Source organism: Caulobacter sp. SRI_014 (assembly GCF_057586315.1).
On the sequence record NZ_JBYCZQ010000003.1, the window covers coordinates 304,577 to 329,348 of the forward strand.

25 protein-coding genes are annotated in these 24,772 nt (G+C 68.4%); 13 read left to right on the forward strand and 12 right to left on the reverse strand.

Annotation, left to right across the window (positions count from 1 at the left end):
- The first annotated feature begins 74 nt into the window (after positions 1-74).
- From xdhC to AC2YG9_RS10095, 7 genes are all read left to right on the forward strand, one after another.
- A complete protein-coding gene (gene xdhC / locus AC2YG9_RS10065; RefSeq protein WP_487297828.1) occupies positions 75-1,034 on the forward strand; it encodes a xanthine dehydrogenase accessory protein XdhC in 960 nt (319 codons plus the stop codon).
- A gap of 4 nt (positions 1,035-1,038) precedes the next feature.
- A complete protein-coding gene (locus AC2YG9_RS10070; protein ID WP_487297829.1) occupies positions 1,039-1,329 on the forward strand; it encodes a hypothetical protein in 291 nt (96 codons plus the stop codon).
- Entirely contained in the window at positions 1,326-1,778 is a 453-nt protein-coding gene (locus tag AC2YG9_RS10075; RefSeq protein ID WP_487297830.1) for a hypothetical protein, read from the forward strand. The genes AC2YG9_RS10070 and AC2YG9_RS10075 overlap by 4 nt, the downstream gene beginning before the upstream one ends.
- Complete coding sequence (locus tag AC2YG9_RS10080; protein ID WP_487297831.1) at positions 1,768-2,949, forward strand: urate hydroxylase PuuD; 1,182 nt, start codon at positions 1,768-1,770, stop codon at positions 2,947-2,949. Before AC2YG9_RS10075 ends, AC2YG9_RS10080 begins: the two co-directional genes overlap by 11 nt.
- Positions 2,946-3,434, forward strand: a complete 489-nt coding sequence (locus AC2YG9_RS10085; protein ID WP_487297832.1) for an ureidoglycolate lyase — start codon at positions 2,946-2,948, stop codon at positions 3,432-3,434. The genes AC2YG9_RS10080 and AC2YG9_RS10085 overlap by 4 nt, the downstream gene beginning before the upstream one ends.
- A 172-nt stretch (positions 3,435-3,606) precedes the next feature.
- A complete protein-coding gene (locus AC2YG9_RS10090) occupies positions 3,607-4,089 on the forward strand; it encodes a cupin domain-containing protein (protein ID WP_487297833.1) in 483 nt (160 codons plus the stop codon).
- Positions 4,090-4,257: 168 nt separating this feature from the next.
- Positions 4,258-5,454 (forward strand): MFS transporter, encoded by a 1,197-nt coding sequence (locus tag AC2YG9_RS10095; protein ID WP_487297834.1) that lies wholly within the window; start codon positions 4,258-4,260, stop codon positions 5,452-5,454.
- 15 nt (positions 5,455-5,469) lie between these two features.
- Here the strand turns inward: AC2YG9_RS10095 and AC2YG9_RS10100 are convergent, their stop codons facing one another.
- The 8 genes from AC2YG9_RS10100 to AC2YG9_RS10135 form a co-directional block, all read right to left on the reverse strand.
- The gene (locus AC2YG9_RS10100) at positions 5,470-6,414 is read right to left on the reverse strand and encodes a LysR family transcriptional regulator (RefSeq protein WP_487297835.1); all 945 of its coding nucleotides are present in this window, start codon (positions 6,412-6,414) and stop codon (positions 5,470-5,472) included.
- Between the two features lie 76 nt (positions 6,415-6,490).
- Positions 6,491-7,807, reverse strand: a complete 1,317-nt coding sequence (locus AC2YG9_RS10105; protein WP_487297836.1) for an NAD(P)/FAD-dependent oxidoreductase — start codon at positions 7,805-7,807, stop codon at positions 6,491-6,493.
- A gap of 25 nt (positions 7,808-7,832) precedes the next feature.
- Positions 7,833-8,648, reverse strand: a complete 816-nt coding sequence (locus tag AC2YG9_RS10110; protein ID WP_487297837.1) for a 3-hydroxybutyrate dehydrogenase — start codon at positions 8,646-8,648, stop codon at positions 7,833-7,835.
- Positions 8,649-8,762: 114 nt separating this feature from the next.
- Positions 8,763-9,002, reverse strand: a complete 240-nt coding sequence (locus AC2YG9_RS10115) for a hypothetical protein (RefSeq protein WP_487297838.1) — start codon at positions 9,000-9,002, stop codon at positions 8,763-8,765.
- On the reverse strand, positions 8,999-9,514 hold the full coding sequence (locus AC2YG9_RS10120; RefSeq protein ID WP_487297839.1) for a hypothetical protein: 516 nt from the start codon (positions 9,512-9,514) through the stop codon (positions 8,999-9,001). The genes AC2YG9_RS10115 and AC2YG9_RS10120 overlap by 4 nt, the downstream gene beginning before the upstream one ends.
- A gap of 34 nt (positions 9,515-9,548) precedes the next feature.
- A complete protein-coding gene (locus tag AC2YG9_RS10125) occupies positions 9,549-10,022 on the reverse strand; it encodes a YHS domain-containing (seleno)protein (protein ID WP_487297840.1) in 474 nt (157 codons plus the stop codon).
- A 234-nt stretch (positions 10,023-10,256) separates the two neighbouring features.
- The gene (locus tag AC2YG9_RS10130; protein ID WP_487297841.1) at positions 10,257-10,799 is read right to left on the reverse strand and encodes a DUF302 domain-containing protein; all 543 of its coding nucleotides are present in this window, start codon (positions 10,797-10,799) and stop codon (positions 10,257-10,259) included.
- Complete coding sequence (locus AC2YG9_RS10135) at positions 10,796-11,989, reverse strand: patatin-like phospholipase family protein (RefSeq protein ID WP_487297842.1); 1,194 nt, start codon at positions 11,987-11,989, stop codon at positions 10,796-10,798. Before AC2YG9_RS10135 ends, AC2YG9_RS10130 begins: the two co-directional genes overlap by 4 nt.
- Before the next feature lie 284 nt (positions 11,990-12,273).
- On the opposite strand from AC2YG9_RS10135, the gene AC2YG9_RS10140 reads away from it, so the two are divergent.
- The 4 genes from AC2YG9_RS10140 (at position 12,274) to AC2YG9_RS10155 (ending at position 18,089) form a co-directional block, all read left to right on the forward strand.
- On the forward strand, positions 12,274-13,383 hold the full coding sequence (locus AC2YG9_RS10140) for a ferritin-like domain-containing protein (RefSeq protein WP_487297843.1): 1,110 nt from the start codon (positions 12,274-12,276) through the stop codon (positions 13,381-13,383).
- A 159-nt stretch (positions 13,384-13,542) separates the two neighbouring features.
- A complete protein-coding gene (locus AC2YG9_RS10145; RefSeq protein ID WP_487297844.1) occupies positions 13,543-15,204 on the forward strand; it encodes an alpha/beta hydrolase family protein in 1,662 nt (553 codons plus the stop codon).
- Between the two features lie 79 nt (positions 15,205-15,283).
- Positions 15,284-16,486: an acyl-CoA dehydrogenase family protein gene (locus tag AC2YG9_RS10150; RefSeq protein ID WP_487297845.1), complete on the forward strand. Its 1,203-nt coding sequence runs from the start codon at positions 15,284-15,286 to the stop codon at positions 16,484-16,486.
- A gap of 10 nt (positions 16,487-16,496) precedes the next feature.
- Positions 16,497-18,089 (forward strand): fatty acid--CoA ligase, encoded by a 1,593-nt coding sequence (locus tag AC2YG9_RS10155; RefSeq protein ID WP_487297846.1) that lies wholly within the window; start codon positions 16,497-16,499, stop codon positions 18,087-18,089.
- On the opposite strand, the gene AC2YG9_RS10160 is transcribed toward AC2YG9_RS10155, so the two are convergent.
- On the reverse strand, positions 18,086-18,244 hold the full coding sequence (locus tag AC2YG9_RS10160; RefSeq protein ID WP_487297847.1) for a hypothetical protein: 159 nt from the start codon (positions 18,242-18,244) through the stop codon (positions 18,086-18,088). The genes AC2YG9_RS10155 and AC2YG9_RS10160 overlap by 4 nt on opposite strands.
- Positions 18,245-18,351: 107 nt before the next feature.
- Between AC2YG9_RS10160 and AC2YG9_RS10165 the strand changes: the two genes are divergently transcribed.
- Positions 18,352-18,525, forward strand: a complete 174-nt coding sequence (locus AC2YG9_RS10165; protein ID WP_487297848.1) for a hypothetical protein — start codon at positions 18,352-18,354, stop codon at positions 18,523-18,525.
- On the opposite strand, the gene AC2YG9_RS10170 is transcribed toward AC2YG9_RS10165, so the two are convergent.
- Complete coding sequence (locus AC2YG9_RS10170; RefSeq protein WP_487297849.1) at positions 18,522-19,748, reverse strand: cytochrome P450; 1,227 nt, start codon at positions 19,746-19,748, stop codon at positions 18,522-18,524. The two genes, AC2YG9_RS10165 and AC2YG9_RS10170, sit on opposite strands and share 4 nt — an antisense overlap.
- A 173-nt stretch (positions 19,749-19,921) precedes the next feature.
- Between AC2YG9_RS10170 and AC2YG9_RS10175 the strand changes: the two genes are divergently transcribed.
- Positions 19,922-22,066, forward strand: a complete 2,145-nt coding sequence (locus AC2YG9_RS10175; protein ID WP_487297850.1) for an arylsulfatase — start codon at positions 19,922-19,924, stop codon at positions 22,064-22,066.
- Positions 22,067-22,183: 117 nt separating this feature from the next.
- Here AC2YG9_RS10175 and AC2YG9_RS10180 read toward each other — a convergent pair whose 3' ends face one another.
- Positions 22,184-23,692 (reverse strand): flavin-containing monooxygenase, encoded by a 1,509-nt coding sequence (locus AC2YG9_RS10180; protein WP_487297851.1) that lies wholly within the window; start codon positions 23,690-23,692, stop codon positions 22,184-22,186.
- Between the two features lie 303 nt (positions 23,693-23,995).
- Entirely contained in the window at positions 23,996-24,772 is a 777-nt protein-coding gene (locus AC2YG9_RS10185) for a pseudouridine synthase (RefSeq protein ID WP_487297852.1), read from the reverse strand.

Below are 24,772 nucleotides of genomic sequence, written 5' to 3' on the forward strand. Positions count from 1 at the left end.
GTCCCGGATAAGCGCTGCGCGCTTTCCGGGATGACGGGATGGAAAGACTATTCGTCGGTTGCCGGAGCTCACCGATGAACTGGGCCACGCAAGCGCTGCAAGCCCTGACACAAGGCGAACCCCTCGCCCTGGTCACCGTCATCGCCGCCGAGGGCTCGACCCCGCGCGAGGCCGGGACCCGGATGCTGGTCAGCGCCGATGGCCAGTCGGGCACCATCGGCGGCGGTAATCTCGAATACCGCGCCACCGAGCAGGCCCGCCGCCTGCTGACCCAGACCGAGCGCGGCTTCGCCCTGCAGGACTATCCCCTCGGTCCCTTCCTGCAGCAGTGCTGCGGCGGCCATGTCCGCCTGCTGCTGGAGCGGCTCGACAGCGATGACCGCGCCTGGCTCGAGCCCGCCGCCCGGGCCGAGGCCGCCGGCCAGGCCTATCGGCTGGAAGCCCGGGTCTGCGGAACCCGCCTGGCCCGCGCCTTCTTCGCCGACGAGACCCAGTGGGTCGGCGCGATGTCGATGATCGACGCCGCCGGCGCTCCGTTGCCCGGTCGCCGCCCTGTCCTTACCGAAGGCGACGCCCTGGTCGAACGCATCGACGCCGCCCGCCCGCGCGTCCTGCTGTTCGGCGCCGGCCATGTTGGCCAGGCCATCGCCCGCGCCTTTGCCCCGCTGCCCTTCCGCCTCGACTGGTACGACAGCCGCCCCGAAGCGGCCGGCCCCGGTGTCGCACTTCAGGGCGAAGCCCAACTGATCGAGACCGCCGCCCAGGCGAGACCGCACGACCTCGTCCTGATCCTCACCCACAACCATGACCTCGACTACCAACTGACCCGCGCGGCGCTGTCCGCCGCGCCCCGGTACGTCGGTCTGATCGGCTCTGAGACCAAGAAGGTGCGCTTCCTCCGCAGGCTGACGGAAGACGGCGTCGACGCCTCCGGCCTGACCTGCCCGATCGGCATCCCGGGCCTGAAAAGCAAGGCGCCCGAAGTCATCGCCGTGTCGGTCGCCGCTGACCTCCTCCAGCGGATTGAGGGCTGACGCCTTGGCGATCCTGGCGACCTTTCCCCTGCTGAGCCAAGAGGAGCTGAGCCCGTTGATCGCTCAAGCCATCGCCCTGGTCACCGGCGGCGGGGATGATTTCGGTCCGGATGCGGCGCCGGGCGAGGAGCGATGCATCGGTACGCTCTATCAGGACGAACAGGTTGTCGTCCGTCTGACCCGGGGATCGGCCTGGAACGAGCCTCTTGCCGAAGCCTATGTTCATCGCCGGCTAGGGCTCATCCGCACCACCCCTTTCACCGGGCTGATCGAAGACGAGGACGGCCCGGGATGACCCTCGCTCCGATCCACACCGGCCTCTCGGCCGACCTCAACGTCATCGGCGATCCCGCGCCCCTGCTCGGCCAGACCTGCCTGCAGCTCATCTGCACCGTCTTTGTCGAGGACGGCCGCGTCACCGACGAGGCCAACGAGGTCCTGATCCGCACGGCGGAGGGCTGGACACAGCTCTGCTTCGACTGCGGGCTGGTCTTCTGGCGGCCGGGCCGCGAGGCTCCCGAAGGCTACGAGGCGGAACAGGACTCGGGCGAAGCCTCCATCCGCATGAACGACATCACCGCCGTGCGCGGGCAGGTCATCACCGGCATCGAAACCGACATCGGCGATCTGGCGACCACGGTCACCCTGCGCTTCGAGGACACCGAGATCCGCCTGTTCAGCAGCGCCGCCGAGGACACCACAGAGGTTCGCGTCATCAAGGAACAGACCACCGATGCTCGCTGATCTTCTCGCCTGGGCCAACATGGCGACGCGGTGGCTGCACGTCATCGCCGGCATCGCCTGGATCGGCTCGTCCTTCTATTTCATGTGGCTGGACGCCAGCCTTCGGGCCGGGCCGGACACCCCCAAGGGCGTACAGGGCGACCTTTGGGCCGTGCACGGCGGCGGCTTCTATCACAAGCGCAAGTACCTCTCGGTCCCGCCGGACATGCCGGACGAGCTGCACTGGTTCAAATGGGAGGCCTACACCACCTGGCTGTCGGGCATCCTGCTGCTGACCCTGATCTACTACGCCGGGGCATCGGTCTATCTGATCGACCCGGCCAAGCTGCCCCTTACCCCTTGGCAGGCCATCGGCATCGGCACGGGGTTCCTGGTCGCCGGCTGGCTGGTCTACGACACCCTCTGCAGGCTGCTGGCCCACCGGGTGAAACTGTTCGCGGTGGTCTGGTTCGCGGTGCTGGTCGCCGCCGCCTTCGGCCTGACCCACATCTTCTCCAATCGCGGCGCCTTCATTCACATGGGGGCGCTGATCGGCACGGCGATGGTGGGGAATGTGTTTCTCGTCATCATCCCCAACCAGCGAAAGATCGTGGCGGCCATGCTGGCCGACGAGCCCGTTGATCCGGCCCTGGGCAAAAAGGGCAAGCTGCGCAGCGTCCACAACAACTACATGACCCTGGCCGTCCTCTTCCTGATGGTCTCCAACCACTATCCGATGGTCACCGACCATCCGCTGAACTGGCTGCTGATCGCCGGGATCGGCCTGTCGGGCGCCGTCATCCGCCACTTCTTCAACGAGAAGAACGCCGGGCGGAAGAACGCGATGATCCTGGTCAACGGCATCGCCCTGTTCGTCGGGGTGATGTTCTTTGCCCTGATCACCACGCCCAAGCCCGCCGAGGCCGGGGTCACCCCGGCGACCTTCCCGGAGGTCCAGGCCATGATCGGCAAGCACTGCACGGCCTGTCACTCGGCGGCCCCGACCCACAAGGGCTTCACCGCCCCGCCCAACGGCGTCGCCTACGATACCCCCGAACAGATCCGCAGCTACGCCCCGCGCATCTACCAGCGGGCCGTGGCCAACCATTCCATGCCGCTCGGCAACGAAACCGGCATGACCGAGGAAGAACGCGCCAGGCTCGGCGCATGGATCAAGGCCGGCGCGCAATGAGAACCTTCCGACCCAGTCCCCTGACGCCCGAGGCCTTCGAGCCGTTCGGCGAGGTCATCTCGGCCCGCGACGAGGCCCAGCACTATCCGATCAACTACGGGGCCACGACCCGCTACCACGCGCTCGGCCACACCACGGCCAACGACGGCCAGGTGATCCTCAGCATCTTCCGCTCGACCCCGCTGGAGCGTCTGGTCCTGAAGATCATGGAGCGCCATCCGGACGGCAGTCAGGCCTTCATGCCGCTGAATGGCCGTCCGTATCTGGTCGCCGTCGCCCCGCCCGGAGACCTGGACCCGTCGAGGATCGAGGTCTTCCTGGCCGACGGCTCGCAGGGGGTGAACTACGCCGCCGGAACCTGGCACCACTATTCCCTGGCGCTGGGCGAGGTCAGCGACTTCCTCGTGGTCGACCGCCTGGGGCCCGGCACGAACCTCGACGAGATCGAGATGGCCGAAGAGGACTGGATCGAGGTCGTCCTCTAGCGCCGATCTTCAAACGACCTGAAGCGGGCTGGCGGAACAGCCGTCATGCGCCCCTCGCATCCTGTCCATACCTTCTTGCGAATTCTGGCGGCGGGCCCCGCGGCCTAGGGTCAGGGCTGTTCAAACACTGCTTCCTCCCCCGAAGCCGACAGCCGCAGAGAGATCTGAACCCATGACCAAACGCCTCGCTCACCTCGCCATCGCCGCCGCAAGCATCGCCGGCATGCTGTCCGTCGCCGCCGCCGCCCAGGCCGGCGAATGCCCCGCCGGTCAATCGCGGCCGAACGCCCGCGCCACTGGGGAAACCATGCCCAAGGACGTCACCGACACGGTCCTGGGTTCGGTCAACCTGGCCGGCGAAATCCCCGGCGGCGAGGGTCGCCAGCTGCGCCTGCGCCGCCTGGTCATCCAGCCCGGCGGCGTGGTTCCGTGGCACAGCCACGCCGACCGTCCCGCTCTGATCATGACCCTGTCCGGGACGATCACCGAATACCGCTCGACCTGCGCCGTCGGCATCGAGCACAAGGCTGGCGACGTCTCCCGCGAGGAAGGCGGGCTGTCTCACTGGTGGCGCAACAACGGCAAGGCGCCGGCCGTGCTGATCGCCGGCGATGTCTTCCACGAGACCACCCCGGCCACTGACGACCAGATGTAACCGCTTCGGGCGGAGCGCCCACGCCCTCCGCTGCTCCGCCCGACCGCCAGGCCGCCACGTCCCATATCCCCGGCGGCCTGGCCGGACCGCGCGACGCCCGCCCCCACCCCCGCCGGCGGGCGTCGCGCGGCTTCCCTTCGACTTTCCATCCAGACAGGAGGCCGCCCGATGGCCCTCGCCGACACCACCGCCGCGCGGCCCGCGCAGGCGGCCTTTCGCATGTTCGTCATCGGCCTGATCGGCTTTCTGACCCTGGTCGACCTGTTCGCCGCCCAGGCCATCCTGCCTGTCCTGGTCAAGGTCTACGACGTGACGCCGGCCGCCATGGGCCTGGCCGTCAACGCCAGCACGTTCGGCATGGCCGCCGCCGGCCTCGGGGTCGCCCTGATCAGCCATCGACTGCCCCGCCGGGCCGGCATCTGGATAGCCCTGGCCCTGCTGGCCATTCCGACCGCCCTGCTGGTCCATGCCCCGGATCTCCAGACCTTCACCGCCTTGCGGGTGATCCAGGGGATCTTCATGTCCGCCGCCTTCACCCTGACCATGGCCTACCTGTCCGAACAGCTGACGCCGCAGGAAACGGCAGGCGCCCTGGCGGCCTATGTCACAGGCGCGGTGGCCAGCAACCTGATCGGCCGTCTGGTCTCATCATTCGTGGCCGCCAGCTTTGGCCTGGCGACCAATTTCTATGTCTTCGCGGCCTTGAACCTGGCCGGAGCCCTGCTGGTCTTCATCACCCTGCGCCGCACCGCGCTGCCGGCCGCCACCGAGACTCCGCCGCCCTGGCAGCGCCTGGCGGCTCACTTCGCCGTGCCCTGCCTGAGAGCCTGCTTCGGCATCGGCTTTCTTGTGCTGTTCGCCTTCATCGGCGCCTTCACCTACATCAATTTCGTTCTCGCCCGGGCGCCGCTGGGACTGGGGCCAATGGCCCTGGGACTGGTCTATCTGGTCTTCATCCCTTCGATGGTGACCACCCCGGCCGCCGGACGTATCGCCAACCGCTTTGGGCCCAGGCCCGCCTTCTGGGGATCGCTGGCCCTGGCCGGCGCGGGCCTGCCGATGCTGCTCAGCCCGTGGCTGCCCGTGGTGATCACCGGGATGGTGCTGCTGGGGGTCGGGACCTTTTTCGCCCAGGCCGTGGCGACCGGCTTCGTCGGCCGGGCGGCGCGATCCGACCGGGCCGCCGCCAGCGGCCTCTACCTGGCCAGCTACTATCTCGGCGGGCTGGCCGGCGCCGCGGTGCTGGGGCAGGTCTTCGACCGTCTCGGTTGGCCGGCTGTGGTGGCGGGAGTGGGCCTCGCCCTGGCGGCGGCGGCCTGGCTGGCGGCGCGCCTGTCGGTGGCCACGGCCGGGACGCGGACCTAGAACAGCCCGTGGCGCTCAGACCTCGATCAACTCGTCCCGTCGCTCACCGGACGGCGCATCTTCCGGCATCGGATCGAACTGGCTGCGCGGCCAGGGGAAGCGCCGGGCCTCCTGCACGAAGGCCCCGACCGCTGGCGAGTGGGGCCGGCCGCGGACGGTGACCAGATTGATGGTGCGGATGAACTCCGGGTCCACCAGCCGGCGGGTGACGAGGGTCGGGTCGGTGACGCAGAGCTCGGGAAAGAAGCCGAAGCCCATCCCAGCCTTGATCATCCCCTGCACCCAGTCGTCCCGCTCCGAAGAGAAGACGATACGGGTGTGGGAGCCGCGCGCCCGGAACTCGCGCCGGGCGACGTCGAACACCTCGCAGTGGGCCCGATTGACGTAGGCCTCATCATGCAGATCGGTGACCTGGACGACGTTCTGGGCGGCGAAGCGATGGCCTGGCGGCACCGCAATCACGAACCGCTCTCTAAACAGCGGCAGGGCGTGGAATCGGGTGTCGGGACCATCCGGCATGCCGAACAGGGCCAGGTGGATCTCCCCGGAGGCCAGCTGCTCCAGCAACTCCTGGGCGCTGTGGTCGCGAACCTCGAGGTCGACATTGGGGTTCTGCAGGCGGAACTTGATCATCAGGTCGGAGACCAGGGCCGGGCCGATGGTGCACATGGCGCCGATGTTCAGGGTGGCCCGGTCCAGCCGCTTGAGGCTTCGGGCATGGGTTTTGGCGGCCTCCGCCTGGCTCTGGATGGACTCGAAATAGGGCAGCATGATGCGGCCCAGTTCCGACAGATGGGTGCGGGTCCGCTCCCGGTGGAACAACGGCCCGCCCATCTCGTGCTCGAGTTGCTGTATGGCGCGGGTCAGGGCCGGTTGACTGACGTTGGACTGCTCGGCGGCGCGCGTGAAGTTCAGGGTCCTCGACAGGGCGAGGAAGTAGCGCACATGCTGCATTTCCATCGGTCGTCTCCACGAAGACCTGCGAAGACTAGCCTCGCGGTTGATTTTCCAACAGCCTGTTTTGACTAGGGTCGCCCTACGACATCGACCTGGATGGTTCGGCGGCGCCAGTGATCAGGCGCGATCCCCGCTCGAAGGTCAGGTAGCTGACCAGCCAGTCGATGCCGACGGTCAGCCGGTTGCGGAAACCGACCAGGAAATAGATGTGGGCCAGGCACCAGAACAGCCAGGCGGCGACGCCGGTGAACCGCAGGGGACCCAGCTGAGCCACCGCCGCGCCGCGGCCGATGGTGGCGAGGGATCCGGCGTCGCGATAGCGGAAGGCGCGCGGCGGCGGCCGGCCCGCCAGCCGCGCCCGGAGCACCCCGGCGACATAGGCGCCCTGCTGCTTGGCGGCCGGAGCGACTCCGGGCACCGGGCGGCCGTCCATGTCGGGGATCAGACAGGCGTCGCCGATGACGAAGACGTTGCCATGGCCTTCGACGCTGAGGTCGGCATGCACCCGGACCCGGCCAGCCCGGTCGCTGGGACGGTCCAGCCACCGGGCGACGGGCGAGGCCCGGACCCCGGCGGCCCAGATGATGTTGCCGGCCTCCAGCCGTCGGTCGCCCAGCTGGACGCCGCCGGCGTCGCAGTCGGTGACCACGGTCTCCAGCCGCACCTCGACGCCCAGCTTTTCAAGCGCCCGCCGGGCATAGGCCGACAGCGTCGGACAGAAGCTTGGCAGCACTCGCTCACCGGCCTCGACCAGCACGACCCGGGCCATGGCGCCGCGGATGGCGCGGAAGTCGCAGGTCAGGGCGCGGCGGGCCAGCTCGGCCACCGCGCCGGCCACCTCCACCCCGGTGGGACCGGCTCCGACCACGACGAAGGTCAGCAGCCGTTCGCGTTCGACCGGGTCGGTGGTGATCTCCGCCGCCTCGAACGCCAGCAACACCCGCCGGCGAAGGCCGACGGCGTCGTCCAGCGTCTTGAGCCCCGGGGCGAAGGGCGCCCAGTCATCCCGGCCGAAGTAGGCATGGGTCGCACCGGTGGCCAGGATCAGGTCGTCGAAGGCCATCGCCGCGCCATTGCAGGCCACGGTGTTGCGCTCGAGGTCGATGCCGGTCACCTCGCCCAACACCACCCGCGTATTGGCCTGGCGGCGCAGGATGGTGCGGATCGGACTGGCGATCTGGGTCGGCGACAGGCCGGCGGTGGCCACCTGATAGAGCAGCGGCTGGAACAGGTGATGGTTGCTGCGGTCGATCAGGGTGATGTCCGCCTCCTCCCGCCCCAGGGCCGCCGCCGCCGTCAGGCCGCCGAAGCCGGCGCCGACGATGACGATCCGCCGACGGGCCGCCGGGACTTTGGTCCCGGCCGTTGCCGAGGCGGCGGTGTCGATGGTGCGCATGGCCCGATCTCCCTCGTCTGGCGGCCTAGTGGGCGGTCCAGCCACCATCGACGGCCAGGGACGCGCCGGTGATGGAGTCGCCGCCGGGGCCGCAGAGGAAGGCGGTCAGGGCGCCGATTTCGCGCACCGAGGCGAAGCGCTTGTTGGGCTGGGAGGCGAGCATGATGTCGCTGACCACCTTCTCCTCGGGGATGCCATGGGCCCTGGCCTGTTCCTCGATCTGTTTCTCGACCAGCGGGGTCAGCACGTAGCCCGGGCAGATGGCGTTGCAGGTTACGCCGCTGACGGCGGCTTCCAGAGCGACGGTCTTTGTCAGGCCGAGCACGCCGTGCTTGGCGGCGACATAGGCCGACTTGAAGGGCGAGGCGACCAGGCCGTGAGCCGAGGCGATGTTGATGATCCGGCCGGTCCGACGCTGGACCATCTCGGGCAGGACGGCGCGGATGGTGTGGAAGGCCGAAGACAGGTTGAGCGCCAGGATGGCGTCCCACTTGGCCGTCGGGAATTCGCTGATCGGGGCGACGAACTGGATGCCGGCGTTGTTCACCAGGATGTCGATCGGCCCCAGCACATCGCGGGCATAGGCCATCATCTCGGCGATGGCGGCGGGATCCGACAGATCGGCGCCGGAATAGGCCACCTCGACCTCATGCTCGGCGGCCAGGCGATCCCGGGTGCGCAGGATCGATTGCGGATCGCCAAAGCCGTTGAGAACCAGGGACGCCCCCTGCTCGGCCAGCACCTCCGCGATCCCCAGGCCAATGCCGCTGGTCGAGCCGGTTATCAGGGCGGTCTTGCCTTCAAGCGGGCGTTCGACGGCGGCGCGGGAGCGGGGGGTCATGATGGTCTGCATTGGGGGGTCCTTGGAGAAAGCTGACCGGACGACGGTGGCTGATCGGCGCCGCCGGATGAAATGCGAAGAAGGCATGGACGGCATGCGCCGCCGGGCCGATCGTCAGGCGGCGCGTCGCCAGGCGCGCGCCGGGCGGTAGACCGCGCCGGGCGTCGGCAGGCCGTCCTGACACTGCACCAGCCCGCGGCGGACGAGGTCCATCATCACCGCCAGCAGCGCCTGGGCTGCCGCCGGCCGACGGCGCTGCCTGACATTTGGCCAGATGATGCGAGCCAGACGCTCGACGGTGGCCGGCCCGTGCGTCTGGAGGGCGTCGAGAATGCGGTGATCGACCTCGGTCATGACTGGGCCTCCGGCATCGCCGGCGCCGGGGCCGGCATCGGCGCGAACAGACCCAGCAGCCGGTCGAGAAGCTCGGCGGCCTCGTCGCGCCGGAACACCGCCAGCATGGAGACAGCCATGCCGAGGTTGGCGCAGGCGGCCATGAACAGGCCGCCGCCGTCGTTGTTGGGATCAACGCCAAGAGGTGTGAACAGATGGAAGCTCACCGCCCCGGTCATGATCGCCGCCGCCAGCGCGGCGCCGGCCGCCTGCAGATGGCCGCGTCGGGGCAGGGCGCCGACGATCAGCAGGGCCGTGGCCGCCAGTTCAGCGCCGCCGATGACGTACTGCGAGAACAGCCCCATCGGCGCGAACAGGCCCGGCGCCCCCAGTGAGCCGGCCCAGCCGTCCAGCCGGCCGAAAATCTGCTGGGTGTTGGGATGGTTGGTGAACTTGAACCGCAGGCTGTCGAGGAACACGGCCGACATGAAGCCGGCCTGGGCCAGGGAAAGCATCGAGACAGGGCGCATCATCGGGCGCTTCCTTCTAGTTTGGGGGTGGAGCGCGTCAGCGCAGCACGGCGGGCCAGTTGCGATGGGCGCGGGCGATCAGGGCGGTGGCGTTGGCGTCCCAGCGGGCCTGGGCGCGAGCGTCGAAGGTGAGGTAGAGGCGGCCGCCGACCGTCCGCCAGAAGCGCGGGTCGCCGCTGGCCAGGAAGCCCTTGGCCACGGCCTGGGCGCAGTAGCCGCCGAACTGCGGGGCGTAGGCGTGGGGGTTGGACTCGAAGCGGAGGAGGTTGCCTTCGCAGCAGAAGCGATACTCGGCGCCCTGCCAGATCAGGCTCAAGCAGGCGCTGCCCCGTTCAGCGCGGCCCAGCACGAAATAGGCGACCGGATCATAGCCGCCCACCGCCAGGGTGGAGAAAGGCGCGCGATAAACGGCCGGGGCGCCGGCGTACCGACGGGTGGGCGTGGGGCGCTGAATGTCGGCGACGGCGGCGTCGATGAAGGAAGCGGTCAGCATAGGCGATTGGCCAGTCATGGTGTCGATCCTTGTTCTGGACGCCGCCGTCGCCGCACCCCTCTGGGGGGGGGCTTCAGCGGAGCCGGCCGTGTAGCCGGGCCGACTTCCGGTTTGCCGCAGGACCGTGCCCAACGCTCATGCCGAAAACGCATTGAAAGCCGGCGCCAGCGGCGATACGGCGGCCCGCAACGGCGAACGTCGGCGGAGGCGCGATGCCTCCGCCGATGCAGCGGGACCGTGGAGCAAAGGGAACTAGCGCTGGACGCTGGAGGCGATCGAGGCGGCCACCATCGAGGCCATCTTCAGCTGGGCGTCGCGGTCGCCGATGGCGTAGCGGTCGGCGATGAAGGCGAAGTCCGTGTAGGCCACCCAGACCTGTCCGGTCTCGTCCTGGACGACCAGGATCCGAACCGGCCAGTCGAGGCCGGAATAGGCGTTGGAGGTGAGGAATTGCGCCCCCAGCGGCGGGTTGCCGAACAGCAGCAACTTGGAGGGCCGCAGTGTGATGCCGGCCTCCGAAGCGAGCTTGCTCTGGTCGATCTCGGTGAAGAAGCGGATGCCCTTGGCGCCGATGTCGCCGCGCAGGCGGGTCACCGTCTCGTCAAAGGAATATCGGCTGGCCACCCGGATGACGCCGACGGCGGTCTGGGTCGGGGCTGCGACGGCCTGTTGCGGCGCAGCCAGGGCCGCGGGGGCCACGACGGCGCCCAGCGCCACGGCGGAAGCCGCGGCCAGGCCGAGCATCACCCGCCAGTCATGCAGGCGGCTCAGGGCTTGGGGGAGTTTCAGGGTCATGGGGTCGTTCCTTGGGACGAGGGGGGAAGAGAGGGGCTGTCCATCATTCGGCCGGCGCTGGCCTCGTGCAGGATGAAGCCTTCGGTGGGGTCGAAGGGGGCCGTCCAGGGCGCCTGGGCCAGAACCTTGCGGGTGTCCTCGTAGCCCGAGGTCCAGCGGCTGGAGATGCCCTCGGGGCTGAAGTCGATGTCCTTGGAATGATCCTCGCCGGCCAGCGGCGGGGCCAGCAGCCGCACGACGTGGACATTGGTCAGGCAGCCATAGCCGGCCAGCTCCCGTACGGCGGGTGTGGCGCGTTCGGCCTCGGGCAGGCGTGACGCCAGCTCCGAGATGATGTGGCGCAGCCGGTGGATCTGCTTCTGGCGGGCGATCAGGCTGACGGCCCGGCTGGCGTACTGCAGGTCCTTCTGGCGGCTGGTCACCTTCCAGATGCTGTCCGGTTCCGGTCCCTGCGGGCTCCAGACATGGACCGCGAAGACCAGGCCCGAACGGCGCGGACAGTCATCGAACACCGCCTCGACCGGGGTGTTGGAAAGAATGCCGCCGTCCCAGTAGAGCTCGCCGTCGATGCGGATGGCCGGAAAGGCCGGCGGCAGGGCGCCGGAGGCCATGATGTGACGCACGTCGAGCGGCGTGTCGCGGCTGTCGAAATAGCGCATCTGGCCGGTCTGGACGTTGGCCGCGCCGACCGTCAGCCGGGGTCCACAGGCGTTGAGCCGGTCGGGATCGATCAGGTCCCGGAGCGTCTTCTCCAGCGGCTTGGTCGTGTAGTAGGCGGCGCTTTCCGATCCCAGCGGGACCTGGGCCCCGAGGAACGCCCAGGGGTTGGGAGCGAAGAAGGCCCCGATGCCGGCGGCGGCGGTCATGCTGTTGGCGGCCATCATGCCCACCCCGGGCAGGGCTCCGGCCATCTGGGTCAGCGGGCTGTGGGTCACCTGGCTCCAGAAGCGGCGCAGGCGGTCCAGGCGGTCCTCGGGGGCGTTGCCGGCGATGATGCCGGCGTTGATAGCCCCGATGGAGGTGCCGATCACCCAGTCGGGCTCGATGCCGACCTCATGCAGCCCTTGATAAACCCCGGCCTGATAGGCTCCCAGGGCGCCGCCACCCTGGAACACCAGGACGACCTGACCGAACGCCGCCTTGTCGAAGGGGGCGGCGGGCGGGTTTGTCTGGGCGCGGGAAGCGGGCATCGGGTCGGGCTCCGGCCGAGCCGCCGGGATGGGGCGTCGGATCGGGCCGAGAGGTCGCATTCCGGGGCGGCGCGGTGAAATGCCGGCAGGTTAAGGGAGCGATGCGCTCAGGCTATGGACCCGCGCCGGGCGATGGGCTTGAACGGATGGCCATCCGCGTCGTCGACCTCTCCTGATTTCTCGCCGCCGTTTGATCCAGATCAATTCCATCGATTGGCGACGGGTGTCTGTAAAGGTGACGCCTGCGTCACTTTTAGAACGCGGCGTGCCGGGAGACTACGCCGATGCTGAATGTCAAACTGGTCGAGGGCCCTCCGCAGATCATCCGCGAATTCGACGACGAGTTGGTGAACCACCTAACCGGCGAGGACGTCGAGGTCATCCGCGAGATCTTCCACACCCCGCTGACCGGCTCCTACAACTGGGACTACGCGGACGCCAACGCCAAGATCCGCAAGCTTTATGAGCTGGGCAAGCGGTTCAACTGGGACGCCCAGATGGACGTGGCCTGGGACACGCCGTTCCCGCACAGCGAATTCCCGTCCGCCCCCGAGATGAACGCCTACGCCGGCAACCCGAAGTACGAGGCCCTCAGCCACGAGGACAAGCTGAAGTTCGCCTGGCGCAGCCAGGCCCAGACCCTGTCGCAGTTCATGCACGGCGAACAAGGCGCCATGCTGGTGGCCAGTCAGTTGGTCAGCTGCGCCCCGACCTTCGACGCCAAGCTCTACGCCTCGTCCCAGACCTTCGACGAGGCGCGGCATGTGGAGGTGTTCCACAAGTACCTCGTCGAGCGCTGCAAGACGATCTATCCGATCAACCCCAACCTCAAGATCCTGCTCGACAAGGTGCTGACCGACGAGCGCTGGGACCTGAAGTTCATCGGCATGCAGATCCTCATCGAGGGTCTGGCGCTGGCCGCCTTCCAGTCGATCCACATGACCACACGCGATCCGCTGCTGCGCCAGATCGTCGAGCTGGTGATGCGCGACGAGGGCCGGCACGTGGCCTTCGGGGTCAACTACCTTGAGAACTGGATTCGCGCCCTGCCGGAGCATGAGATCGAGGAACGGGCCCAATTCGCCTACGAGGCTTGCGTGATCATGCGCGAGCGGCTGTTCGACACCGAGGTGGCGCTGGAGTTCGGTTTCACCCGGGACGAGGCCCGCGAGATCAACCACAACGCCGCGACCGGCCGCGCCTTCCGGGACTTCCTCTTTGAGCGGATGATTCCCAACCTCAAGCGCATCGGCCTGCTGACCGACGCCGTCCGGCCGAAGTTCGAGGCCCTCGGCGTCCTGAAGTTCGAGGACGCGGTCCATGACGGGCTGATCGACTGGGCCAACCTTGAAAAGCCGTTGCCGATCGGCCCGCTGGCCTTCGCCGCCGAATAGACTCGAGCTCCTCCTGCGCCATTGGCGTGATCGACCCGGACCGGCCTGGCCGGACCGGGTCTTTTTTTGCCCGCCGGTTTGCGCCGGGCCCGGCTGTGGGTGACACTCCCCCCAACAGACCGTCGGCCATGACGCCGGCGGCAGGGGCGGGGAACGACGATGCGCAAGGGATGGCTGCTGTTCGTGGTCGGCTGGCTGCTGATCCTCGGGGGCTCGTGGCTGGCCGGCGCCATCCAGACCAGCGGCGGGATCAAGGTCCAGGACGTGCGCTTCGCCGGGACCGGCGGCGTCACCATGAGCGGCCTCCTCTACACGCCGCCGAACGCCACCGCCCAGAAACCGGCGCCCGGCATCCTCGCCGTCCACGGCTATATCAACAGTCGCGAGACCCAGTCGGCCTTCGCCATCGAGTACGCCCGGCGCGGCTATGTCGTTCTGGCGCTTGACCAGACCGGCCACGGCTACAGCGGCGGGGCGGCCTTCTCGAACGGCTTCGGCGGTCCCGACGGCCTGAAGTACCTGCGCAGCCTGCCCACAGTCGACAAGGCCAACATCGGCCTGGAGGGTCACAGCATGGGCGGCTGGACCGTGCTGGCCGCCGCCGCGACGATGCCGGACGCCTACAAGGCCGTGGTGCTTGAGGGCTCCTCGACTGGCGCGCCGTTCGCCGCCGACGGCACGCCGGCCTGGCCACGCAACACCGCCCTCGTGTTCAGCCAGTACGACGAGTTCGCCAAGCTGATGTGGGGCGTCCCCCGGGCCGCCGATGTCGGGACCAGCGCCAAAGCCAAGGCTCTGTTCGGCGCAACCGAGACCCTGCAGACCGGCCGCCTGTATGGCGACCTCGCCGCCGGCACGGGCCGCCAGCTTTACACGCCGGCGACCACCCACCCAGGCGACCACATCTCGACGCAGGCGGTCGGCGACAGTCTCGACTGGTTCGCCCGCACCCTGACCGGCGGCACGCCGCGCCCGTCGACCGATCAAATCTGGATGTGGAAGGAAGCTGGCACAGGCATCGCCCTGGTCGGCTTCGTCGTCCTTCTGCTCGGGACCTTCGCGGTCCTTCTGGACCTGCCGCTGTTCACCGCCCTGCGGGGCGCGCCCGCTCCGAGCGCCGGCGGAGGATGGCCGCGTCTGGCCCTGACCGCCCTGATCCCGGTGCTGACCTACTTCCCGGCTTTCATCGCGGCGACCCTGCTGATCAAGCCGAGCGCCGCCCTGCCCCAGACCGTCACCACCCAGGTGGTCCTCTGGGCGCTGATCAACCTCGCCTTCACGCTGATCATCGGCCTGTTCGGCAAGCGGGCCGAAGCGCCGCCGCGTCGCAACATCCTGCTCCCCGCCCTCCTGATCGCCGTCGCCGTCAGCGCCGTCGGCTACCTGTCGCTGGTGCTTGCGGAGCGACTGTTCCTCGTCGACTTCCGCTTCTGGGTCGTGGCCCTGAAGCTGTTCAGCCCGCGTCAGGCGATGATCGCCCTGATCTACCTGTTGCCGTTGACCGCCTTCTTCTGGGTCAGCCTGACGGCGCTGCACCGCTTCACCGGTCAGTACTTGACCGCCATCGTCGCCATGGCCGGCGGCTTCCTGCTGTTCCTCGTCGTCGACTACGGCCTGTTCTTCATCACCGGCCGCCTGCCCACGGACTTCGACCCGCTGACCACCGTCATCGCCATCCAGTTCGTGCCCATCCTCGCCACCGCCGCGATTGTCTCGACCTTCGCCTGGCGGCGCACAGGCAGCGCCCTTCCGGGCGCCCTGATCTGCGGCCTGGTGGTCACCTGGTACATGGTCGCGGGCACGGCGACCCAGGTCGCCTGACCACGCTTGTCGTTGGGTCACGGTTGCCCTCGCCCCGCCTGACTGAGAGGGTGCGCTCGCCAGATTCCGGAGCCCGCCCATGGACCTCAACCTCAGCCAACGCGACCTCGCCTTTCGAGACGAGGTCCGGGCCTTTCTTTCCGAAAATCTCTCACCGCTGCTGCGGCAGGCCGGCTCGCTGACCACCAGCGTCTTCACCGACAAGGAATGGTCGATCGCCTGGCAGAAGATCCTGCACGCCAAGGGCTGGGTCGCCCCCGCCTGGCCGGTGGAATACGGCGGCGCCGGCTGGGACGACATGCAGCGCTACATCTTCTCGGCCGAGTGCGCCCGCGCCGGCGCGCCTGGCCTGTCGCCCATGGGGCTGAAGATGGTCGGCCCCTGCATCATGCGTTACGGCACGCCCGAGCAGAAAGCCTTCTACCTGCCGCGCATCCTGGCCGGTGAGGACTACTGGTGCCAGGGCTACAGCGAGCCGGGCAGCGGCTCGGACCTGGCCTCCCTGCAGATGCGGGCCGACAGCGACGGCGACGACTACGTCCTCAACGGCTCGAAGATCTGGACCACCCACGCCCACTTCGCCAACCGCATGTTCTGCCTGGTGCGCACCAATTTCGAGGGCAAGCCGCAGCAGGGGATCACCTTCCTGCTGCTGGAGATGGACACGCCCGGCATCGAGGTCGCGCCGATCATCACCCTGGCCGGCGAGCATGAGGTCAACCAGGTCTTCTTCGACAATGTCCGGGTTCCCAAGTCGGGACGCCTCGGCGAAGAGAACCAGGGCTGGACGGTGGCCAAATACCTGCTGGAGTTCGAGCGTGGCGGCAGTTCCGCCCCGGGCCTGAAGGTCTCGCTGGCCCGCCTGCGCGCCATGGCCGCGACCGAGGCCGGCGACGACAGCCAGCCCCTGCTCAGCGACCCGCACTTCCGCTCCAGGCTGGCCGCCGCCGAGATCGCCGTCGAGGCCGTCGAGATGACCGAGCATCGGGTGATGACCGCCCTCTCGGCCGGCGAGAACCCGGGGCCGGCCTCCTCCATGCTCAAGGTGCAGGGCACCGAGACCCTGCAGCATATCGACGAACTGGCCATCGACATCGCCAACCACTACGCCGCCGTCTACCAGCCGGAATCGCGCGTGCCCGGCGCCAACGCCGAGCCGGTCGGCCCGGCCCACAGCCTGGTCGCCATGCCCCGCTACCTCAACAACCGCGCCGCCTCGATCTACGGCGGCTCCAACCAGATCCAGCGCGACCTGATGGCGCGGCTGGTCCTCGGACTCTGAAGGTATTCCCATGACCGCCGTCGACTTCGACCAGATGCCGACCCTGGGCGATATCGCCCGCTATCAGGCGCGCGCGCGGGGCGCCGAGACGGCCCTGACCTTCGAGGGGCGCACAACCAGCTTTGCCCAGTTCGACGCCCTGACCAACCGGGTCGCCAACGCGCTGATCGCCGAGGGCGTGACCAGGGGCCAGCGCATCGCCTATGTCGGCAAGAACAGCGACGCCTATTTCGAGCTGCTGTTCGGGTCGGCCAAGATGGGCGCGGTGATGACCCCCATCGGCTGGCGCCTGGCCCCGCCGGAGGTCGCCTACATCGTCGAGGACAGCGAGGCGCCGCTGATCTTCGTCGGGCCGGAGGTCATCGGCGCCAGCGAGGCGGTGGCGGAGCACCTCAGCTATCGCCCCAAGGTCATCGCCATGGAGGCCGATGGGGCCGACGGCCGGCCGCTCTATGAGGCCTGGCGCGACGCCGCTTCCGACGCGGACCCGGGCGTCGCCATCGACCCGGCCGCCGACGTCGCCGTCCAGCTCTACACCAGCGGCACAACCGGCAAGCCCAAGGGCGCCATGCTGACCCACGCCAACCTGCTGAGCGGCCGTCGCCAGGCCGCCGAGGCCAATATGCCCTGGAACCAGTGGGGTCCGGACGACGTCAGCCTGGTGGCCATGCCCGTCGCCCATATCGGCGGCACGGGCTGGGGCATCGTCGGCCTCTACAACGGCGCCAAGGGCGTGGTGGCCCGCGAGTTCGACCCCTTCAAGGTGCTGGACTTCATCGAGCAGGACCGCATCAGCAAGATGTTCATGGTCCCGGCCGCCCTGCAGATCGTCGTGCGCCAGCCGCGCGCCCGCGAGGTCGACTACAGCCGGATGAAGTACATTCTCTATGGCGCCAGCCCGATCCCCCTCGACCTGCTGCGCGAGTGCATGGAGGTGTTCGGCTGCGGCTTCTGCCAGCAGTACGGCATGACCGAGACCTGCGGCACTATCGTCTACCTGCCGCCCGAGGATCACGTGCCCGAGGGCAGCCCCCGCATGCGCGCCGCCGGCCTGCCGATGCCGGGCGTCGAGATCAAGGTCATCGACGAGGCCGGCAACACCGTTCCCACCGGCACGGTCGGCGAGGTCGCCAGCCGCTCGGTGGCCAACATGCCCGGCTACTGGAAACTCCCCGAAGCCACCGCCTCGACCATCGGCGCCGACGGCTGGCTGCGCACCGGCGACGCCGGCTACCTGGACGAGGACGGATATCTCTTCATCCACGACCGGGTGAAGGACATGATCATCTCCGGGGCCGAAAACATCTATCCGGCCGAGGTCGAGAGCGCCGTCTACGGCCACCCGGCCGTGGCCGAGGTGGCGGTCATCGGCATCCCCGACGAGAAGTGGGGCGAGGCGGTCAAGGCCGTCGTCGCCCTGAAGCCCGGCATGACCGCGACGCCGGACGAGATCATCGCCTTCGCCCGCGGCCGCATCGCCGCCTTCAAGGCCCCCAAGAGCGTCGACTTCATCGACGCCCTGCCCCGCAACGCCTCGGGCAAGATCCTCCGCAAGGACCTGCGCGAGCCCTACTGGGCCGGGCGCGCGCGGCGGGTGAACTAGACGCGGAGCATGTGGACGGCGCTGGCCACCAGGCCGTTCCAGGGTCTCGGTGTGTTCGGGAACCAGACGGGCCAGAGATTGTGGATGGCCAGGGCGATCACCGTGAGGATCGCCAGGTTTCGCAGCAGGCCCCAGAAGGCGCTTTTGTCGGACATCGGGAATACCCCCCGAAACGGAAGGATGCGCCTGGCTGGTTACCGATCCGTCGAGAGAGGCGGTTAACGGGCTAGCCTTGTCGCAAGGTCAGGCCTATCTGAAGATCATGACCGACGAGCCGCCCATTCCCCCGGATGAGACCCCGATCCAGAAGGCCCTGCGCCTGAAGAGGGCGGCCATCGACGCCAAGCCGAAGCCGCCGCGCGGCGGCAAGTTCCAGCGCGAACAGGCGGCGGCCGCCCATTCGTCGTCGAAGTCAAAGCCCTGGATGTCGCGCTAGACCGCGACGTCGATCCGCTCCAGCCCGCGGAAGAAGGGCAGGGTCCGCCATTCCGGCTCGCTCTCGACCAGCGACAGGTCCGGGAACCGTTCGAACAGCCGCACCAGCGCCACCTGGGCCTCCAGCCGGGCCAACGGCGCCCCGATGCAGATGTGCGCCCCGCCGCCGAACGCCACGTGCGGGCGGTGCTTGCGGCTGACGTTGAAGGCGTGAGGATCGTCGTAGACCTCCGGGTCTCGGTTGGCCGCCCGCAGGGAGACGGTCATGGCCTGGCGCGCCTTCACGGGACAGCCGGCGACCTCCATGTCGCTGTGGGCGATACGGCCGGTAATATCGACGGGCGGCTCGTAGCGGAGCACCTCTTCGACCACGGCGTTGATGATCTTGGGATCGGCCTTGAGCTTGGCCAGTTCCGCCGGGTTGAGCAGCAGGAGGCGCACGGCATTGCCGATCAGGTCGGTGGTCGTCAGGTTGCCGCCGACCAGCAGGGCGGTCAGATTGATCCGCAGCTCGGTGTCGTGCAGCTCCGCCTCGGCCTGGAGTTTGACCATGTCGCTGATCAGGTCGTCGCGCGGCTCGGCGCGGCGCGCGGCCATGGTCTCCAGGAAGTAGGCGTTGAGGTTCTCCGAGGCGCTTTCCATGGCCTTGGTCTGGGCCTCGTTGCGGAACGGGTTGAGCCCCTGGATCAGCCCTTCAGACCATTCGCGGAACTCGCCCAGCCGCTCGCGGTCGACGCCCAGGATCGAGGCGATAACATCGATCGGGATCGGTACGCAGAAGCGGTCCATCAGGTCGAAGCGCTTCTCGCCCTCAAGGCTGTCGAGCGTCTCGCCGATGATCCGCTCGACCTCCGGCTTGAACTTGGCGACCCGGGCATAGAGGGCCTGAGCGAGGGGCCGGCGGATGCGGGCGTGGTCGGGGTCGTCGAGGGTCAGGATGCTGGAGACGTGGCTGCGCGGCAGGTTGGGATCGACCTCGCCGAGGAATCGACGCTGCAGATAGGCCCCCTCCTCGGCGTTGACCGGGTCACGCAGCATGTCGAGGTCAGAGACGACCGAGCGCACATCGGCATAGCGGCTGAGGATGAAGTTGCCCGACATGGTGTCGCGATGCACCGGACAGCGGGTCCGCAGATCGTCCAGCACCTGGTGCGGATCGGCCCGGTAGGTAGGGTCCATGGGCGTCAGCTGCAGCAGGCTGGGCAGGGGCGCGTCGTCGGCCATTGGTGTCGTCTCTCCCGCCGGCCTCTGGAGGGCCGGTCATGCTCATAGTGTGCGCCCTCGGGGCCTTCAGGCCAAGAGTGACGCTCCCGTCAACTTTCAAAAGTTACCCAGGGGTCTCGACAGGTGTATGATATATTGGCATGAAAGGTGCCAATACAAGGCGGGGAAGTTCCATGGTTCAGTTCAGGCGGTCGGCGAAAGCCGTTCTGGCGCTTCTCGGCCTGACCACCCTGCTGGCCTTCGGCCCCAGCGCCGCCGCGCCGCCTCCGGTCAAGCAGCCCAACATCGTCCTGATCCTGATCGACGACGCCGGCTATACGGACCTGGGCTCCTACGGCTCGGAGATCGCCACCCCGACCCTCGACGCCCTGGCCGCCAAGGGCACGCGGTTCGCCAATTTCCACGCCTCGCCGATGTGCGCGCCCTCGCGGGCCATGCTGCTGACCGGGGTCGACAGCCATACGGCCGGCGTCGCCAACCTGCCCGAGAGCACGCCGCCCGAGCACCGCAACAATCCCGCCTACCAGGGCAAGCTGGCCAAGAACGTGGTCACGGTCGCCAGCCAGCTGAAGGCGGGCGGCTACCGGACCTACATGGCCGGCAAATGGCACCTGGGCCATGACGCCGCTTCCCTGCCGGGCGCCCGCGGCTTTGACCGGTCGCTGGCCCTTGAGGCCACCGGCGGCGACAATTTCCAGCAGCGGCCCTACTTCCCGATCTACACCGGCCAGGAATGGTACGAGGACGACAAGCCGGCGACCCTGCCCAAGGACTTCTATTCCTCGCAGCTGCTGGTCGACCGGATGATCGGCTATATCGACAGCGCCCCGAAGGACGGCAAGCCGTTCTTCGCCTACCTGCCGATGCTGGCCATCCACATGCCGGTGCAGGCCCCGGCCGATTACATCGCCAAATATGACGGCAAGTACGCCGACGGCTGGGCCGCCCTGCGCCAGGCCCGGAAAACCGGCGCCGTCCGCACCGGACTGATCGACGCCGAGGCCCCCATGGGGCCGATGCCGGCCAATGTCGCCGACTGGAGCAAGCTGTCGAAGAAGGACCGGCAGGCCTGGGCCAAACGCATGGCCGTCAATGCCGGCATGCTGGAATCGATGGACGCCCACCTCGGCCGGCTGGTGACCCACCTGAAGGCGACCGGCCGCTACGACAACACCGTCTTCGTCGTCCTTTCGGACAACGGTCCGGAAGGCGCCGATCCGACCGCCGATCCGACCTTCCGCAACTGGCTGAAGGCCGTCGGCTACAAGAACCAGCCCGGCGGCAAGGGAACCTGGAGCGCGGTCGGCCCGGGGTGGGCCAGCGCCTCGGCCGCCCCCGGCGCCCTGTTCAAGTTCTACGCCTCCGAGGGCGGCACCCGGGTGCCGCTGATCCTGTCAGGGCCGGGGGTCAAGGCCGGGGCCGTGACGCGCGGCTTCTCGATGATCACCGACATCACCCCCACCCTGCTGGACCTGGCCGGCGTCGCGCCCGCCCATCCGATGGATGGCCGCAGCCTGCGTCCCGTCCTGACCGGCGCCGTCGCCAGCCCATACGACCCCGCCACCCCGGTGGGCATGGAGGCGGCCGGCGAAGCGGCCCTGTGGAAGGGCGACCTGAAGATCGTGAAAGGCGCCGGGCCGCTGGCCGACCCGGCCTGGCGGCTCTACGACATCACCCGCGACCCGGGCGAGACCAACGACCTGGCCGCCGCCCGCCCGGCCGAGTTGGCGGCCCTCAAGGTCGACTACGCCGCCTATGCCAAGCGGGTCGGGGTCGCCGAGATCCCGCCCGGCTATGCCGCCGACAAGCAGGTGGCCAAGAATATCCTGAAGAGCCTGGTGCGGACCTACGGTCCGTTCTTCATCGGTGCGCTGGTGGTGGTCCTCCTGCTGCTGATCGTCCTGGCCGTGGTCATGCGCCGGGCCGGGGAGAGCTTCGGGCGCATCGGGACCCGCCTGCTGCTGGGAACCGTCGGCGCCCTGGCCCTGTTGATCGCCAGCCGCTTCTGGCTGGCCCCGGCCGAGGCCGCCGCCCAGTTCGCGCTGAGCCCTCAGGGGGTGGCGGGTCTGGGAACCATCCGCGCCGACATGGCCGCCTTCTTCGCCACCGCCGGCGGGCTGTCGCTGATCGCCGCCCTGCGCCGCGAGAGCCGCTGGCTGTGGCCGGTGCTGCTGATCCTGGTGCTGGCGCTCGCCGGCCGGACGCTGAACCTGCTGCTGACCGGCGGCGGCCCGGGCGTCGTCGCCCCGATGGTGGTCGAGGCAGTGCTGATCGGCATCACCCTGTTGGGAATGCGGGTGCTGCCGAAAGAGCGCTGACCGCTAGACCCTTTCAGGTTTTGATGTACGCATCAAAACCTGATCAAAAGGGTCTAGAATCAAACATTTAGAGCATGTCCGGGCGGGCGAACCGCATACACTTCGCCCTGACATGCTCTAGGCCGCCAGCTTCTTCTCGACGGCCGCCTTGCCGATCTTCGACACCGGGTTGGAGAACACCATCGCGCCGTCGTCGACCTTGCCGAACTTCAGGGTCATAAGGTCCAGGGCGTAGTTCTGGTGCTGCTTCCACGGCGCCTTGGCTCCCTGCTTGGGGAACAGGTGCACGGAGCGCTGGACATAGCCCGAGGAGAAGTCGAGCCAGTCCTGGTCGCCCTCGTCGCCGGGTTTGCGCACCGGCGTGCATTGCGCCAGGCCGGTGCGGGTCATGTGGTTCAGGAGCCGGCAGACATAGGCGCAGGTCAGGTCGGCCTTCAGGGTCCAGCTGGCGTTGGTGTAGCCGAACGACGAGGCCAGGTTCGGCACGCCGCTGTACATCATGCCCTTGTAGCTCAGGGTCTCGCTGAACTTGACCGGCTCGCCGTCGACGGCGAACTGCGCCCCGCCCAGCACCTCCAGGTTCAGGCCGGTGGCGGTGACGATGATGTCCGCCTCCAGCGTCTGGCCGGACTTCAGCAGGATGCCGGTCTCGGTGAAGCGCTCGATGTGGTCGGTGACGACGCTGGCCGCGCCATTGTTGATGGCGTCGAACAGGTCATTGTCCGGCACCAGGCAGAGCCGCTGGTCCCAGGGATTGTACTTGGGCGTGAAGTGGGTGGCGACGTCGTAGTCGGGGCCCAGCTTCTCGCGGACCATGCCGAGGATCTGTTCCTTGACCTTTTCCGGCCTGTTGCGGGCGATGCGGAAGAACAGCATGCCCAGCAGCACATTCTTCCACCGCGTGATGCGGTAGGCGGTCATGGGGCTGAACTTCTTCTTCAGCCACTCGGCGGCCGGGTCCTCGGCCGGACGGCTGACCACATAGGTCGGCGAGCGCTGCAGCATGGTGACGTGGGCGGCGGTCCTGGCCATTTCCGGCACCAGGGTGACGGCGGTGGCGCCGCTGCCGATGACCACGACCTTCTTGCCCGAATGGTCGAGGTCGGCGGGCCATTCCTGCGGGTGGACGATCCGTCCCTTGAAGTCTGCCGATCCGGCGAACTCCGGCTTGTAGCCCGACTTGTAGGAGTAGTAGCCCGAGCACATGAAAAGGAAGTTGCAGGTGAACTGAAGCGTCTTGCCGGCGACCTCGGCGGTCACCGTCCAGGCGGCCGTGGCGGTGTCCCAGTCGGCGCGCTTGACCATGTGGCCATAGCGGATGTGCGCATCGATGCCGTTCTCGGCGGCGGTCTCGTTGACATAGGCCAGGATGGAGGGACCGTCAGCGATGGCCTTGGCGGCCTTCCACGGCTTGAAGACGTAGCCGAGGGTGTACATGTCGCTGTCCGACCGGATGCCGGGATAGCGGAACAGGTCCCAGGTGCCGCCCTTGGCCGCGCGGCCCTCGAGCACGACGTAGGTGCGGTCCGGCGAGCGGTCCTGCAGGTGTTTGGCGGCCCCGACGCCCGACAGGCCGGCCCCCACGATGACCACGTCGAAGTGCTCGGTTTCCGAAGCCTGCGCCAAAACCGTCTCTCCCTGTTCTTATGTTATCGCCGATAATGCACTTGAAACGGCCGTTTGAACAGCGGGACGTGACGTTGCGGCAGATTGCCCTTCTCCTCCCCCAAACTCCCGCTCATCCCGGCGAATGCCGGGATCCAGTTCGTAGGGCGCCGCTGGTCAGGACTCGTGCCTGCAGGCACGGCGAGGACTTGGGTCGGGCAATCACAGCCGTGCCCAAGCGCACGCACCCTTGGCATCGAGATCACGCGGCTGGATCCCGGAATTCGCCGGGATGAGCGGTAGGCGGGAGGGTCGGAAGGTGGGTTAGCCTCGAGGCTTTGACGCTTCCAGCAGCGCCGCCCGTTCCGCCGCCGTCATCGGCCGCCACATGCCCTCGGGCAGGTCGGCGAGTTCGATCGGGCCCACCCGGGTCCGGATCAGGTCCACCACCTCCAGCTCGACCAGTTCGCACATCCGCCGGATCTGGCGGTTGCGGCCTTCGACCAGCACGAAGCGAAGACGGCCAGGCATCACCTCCTCGACGATGGCCGGGCGAAGGGTGCGGCCGTCGAGCTCAAGGCCGTGGCGCAGGAGGTCGATCTTCTCGACGGTGATGTCGCCCTCGACCTGGACGAAGTATTCCTTGTCGAGCTCGCTGTCGGGCCCGATCACCGCCTTGGCCAGCACCCCATCCTCCGACAGGATCAGCAGCCCCCGGCTGTCCATGTCGAGGCGGCCGAGCGGGGCCAGCCTGTGGTCGCTGTTGGGGTAGACCTCGGCTTCCACGAACAGGTTGGCGCGGCGCAGCAGCCGCACGGCCGGAACCTGGTCGCCCTCGGGCTGGGCCGAGACGATGCCGACCGGCTTGTGGATCAGCACGGTCAGCTTGGTCTCCAGCGCCTCCTGACCGGCCTCGTCGAGGGTCAGGGTCTGGCCGGGCAGGATCTTGCGGCCGACGTCCTCGACCGGGGCGCCGTCGATGGTCACCCGGCCCTCGGCGATCAGGCCCTCGGCCTCGCGGCGCGAGCAGACGCCTGACTGCGCCAGCCATTTGTTGACGCGCACAGGCTCTTCGCCCTCGTAGGTCCGGCTCCAGCTCAT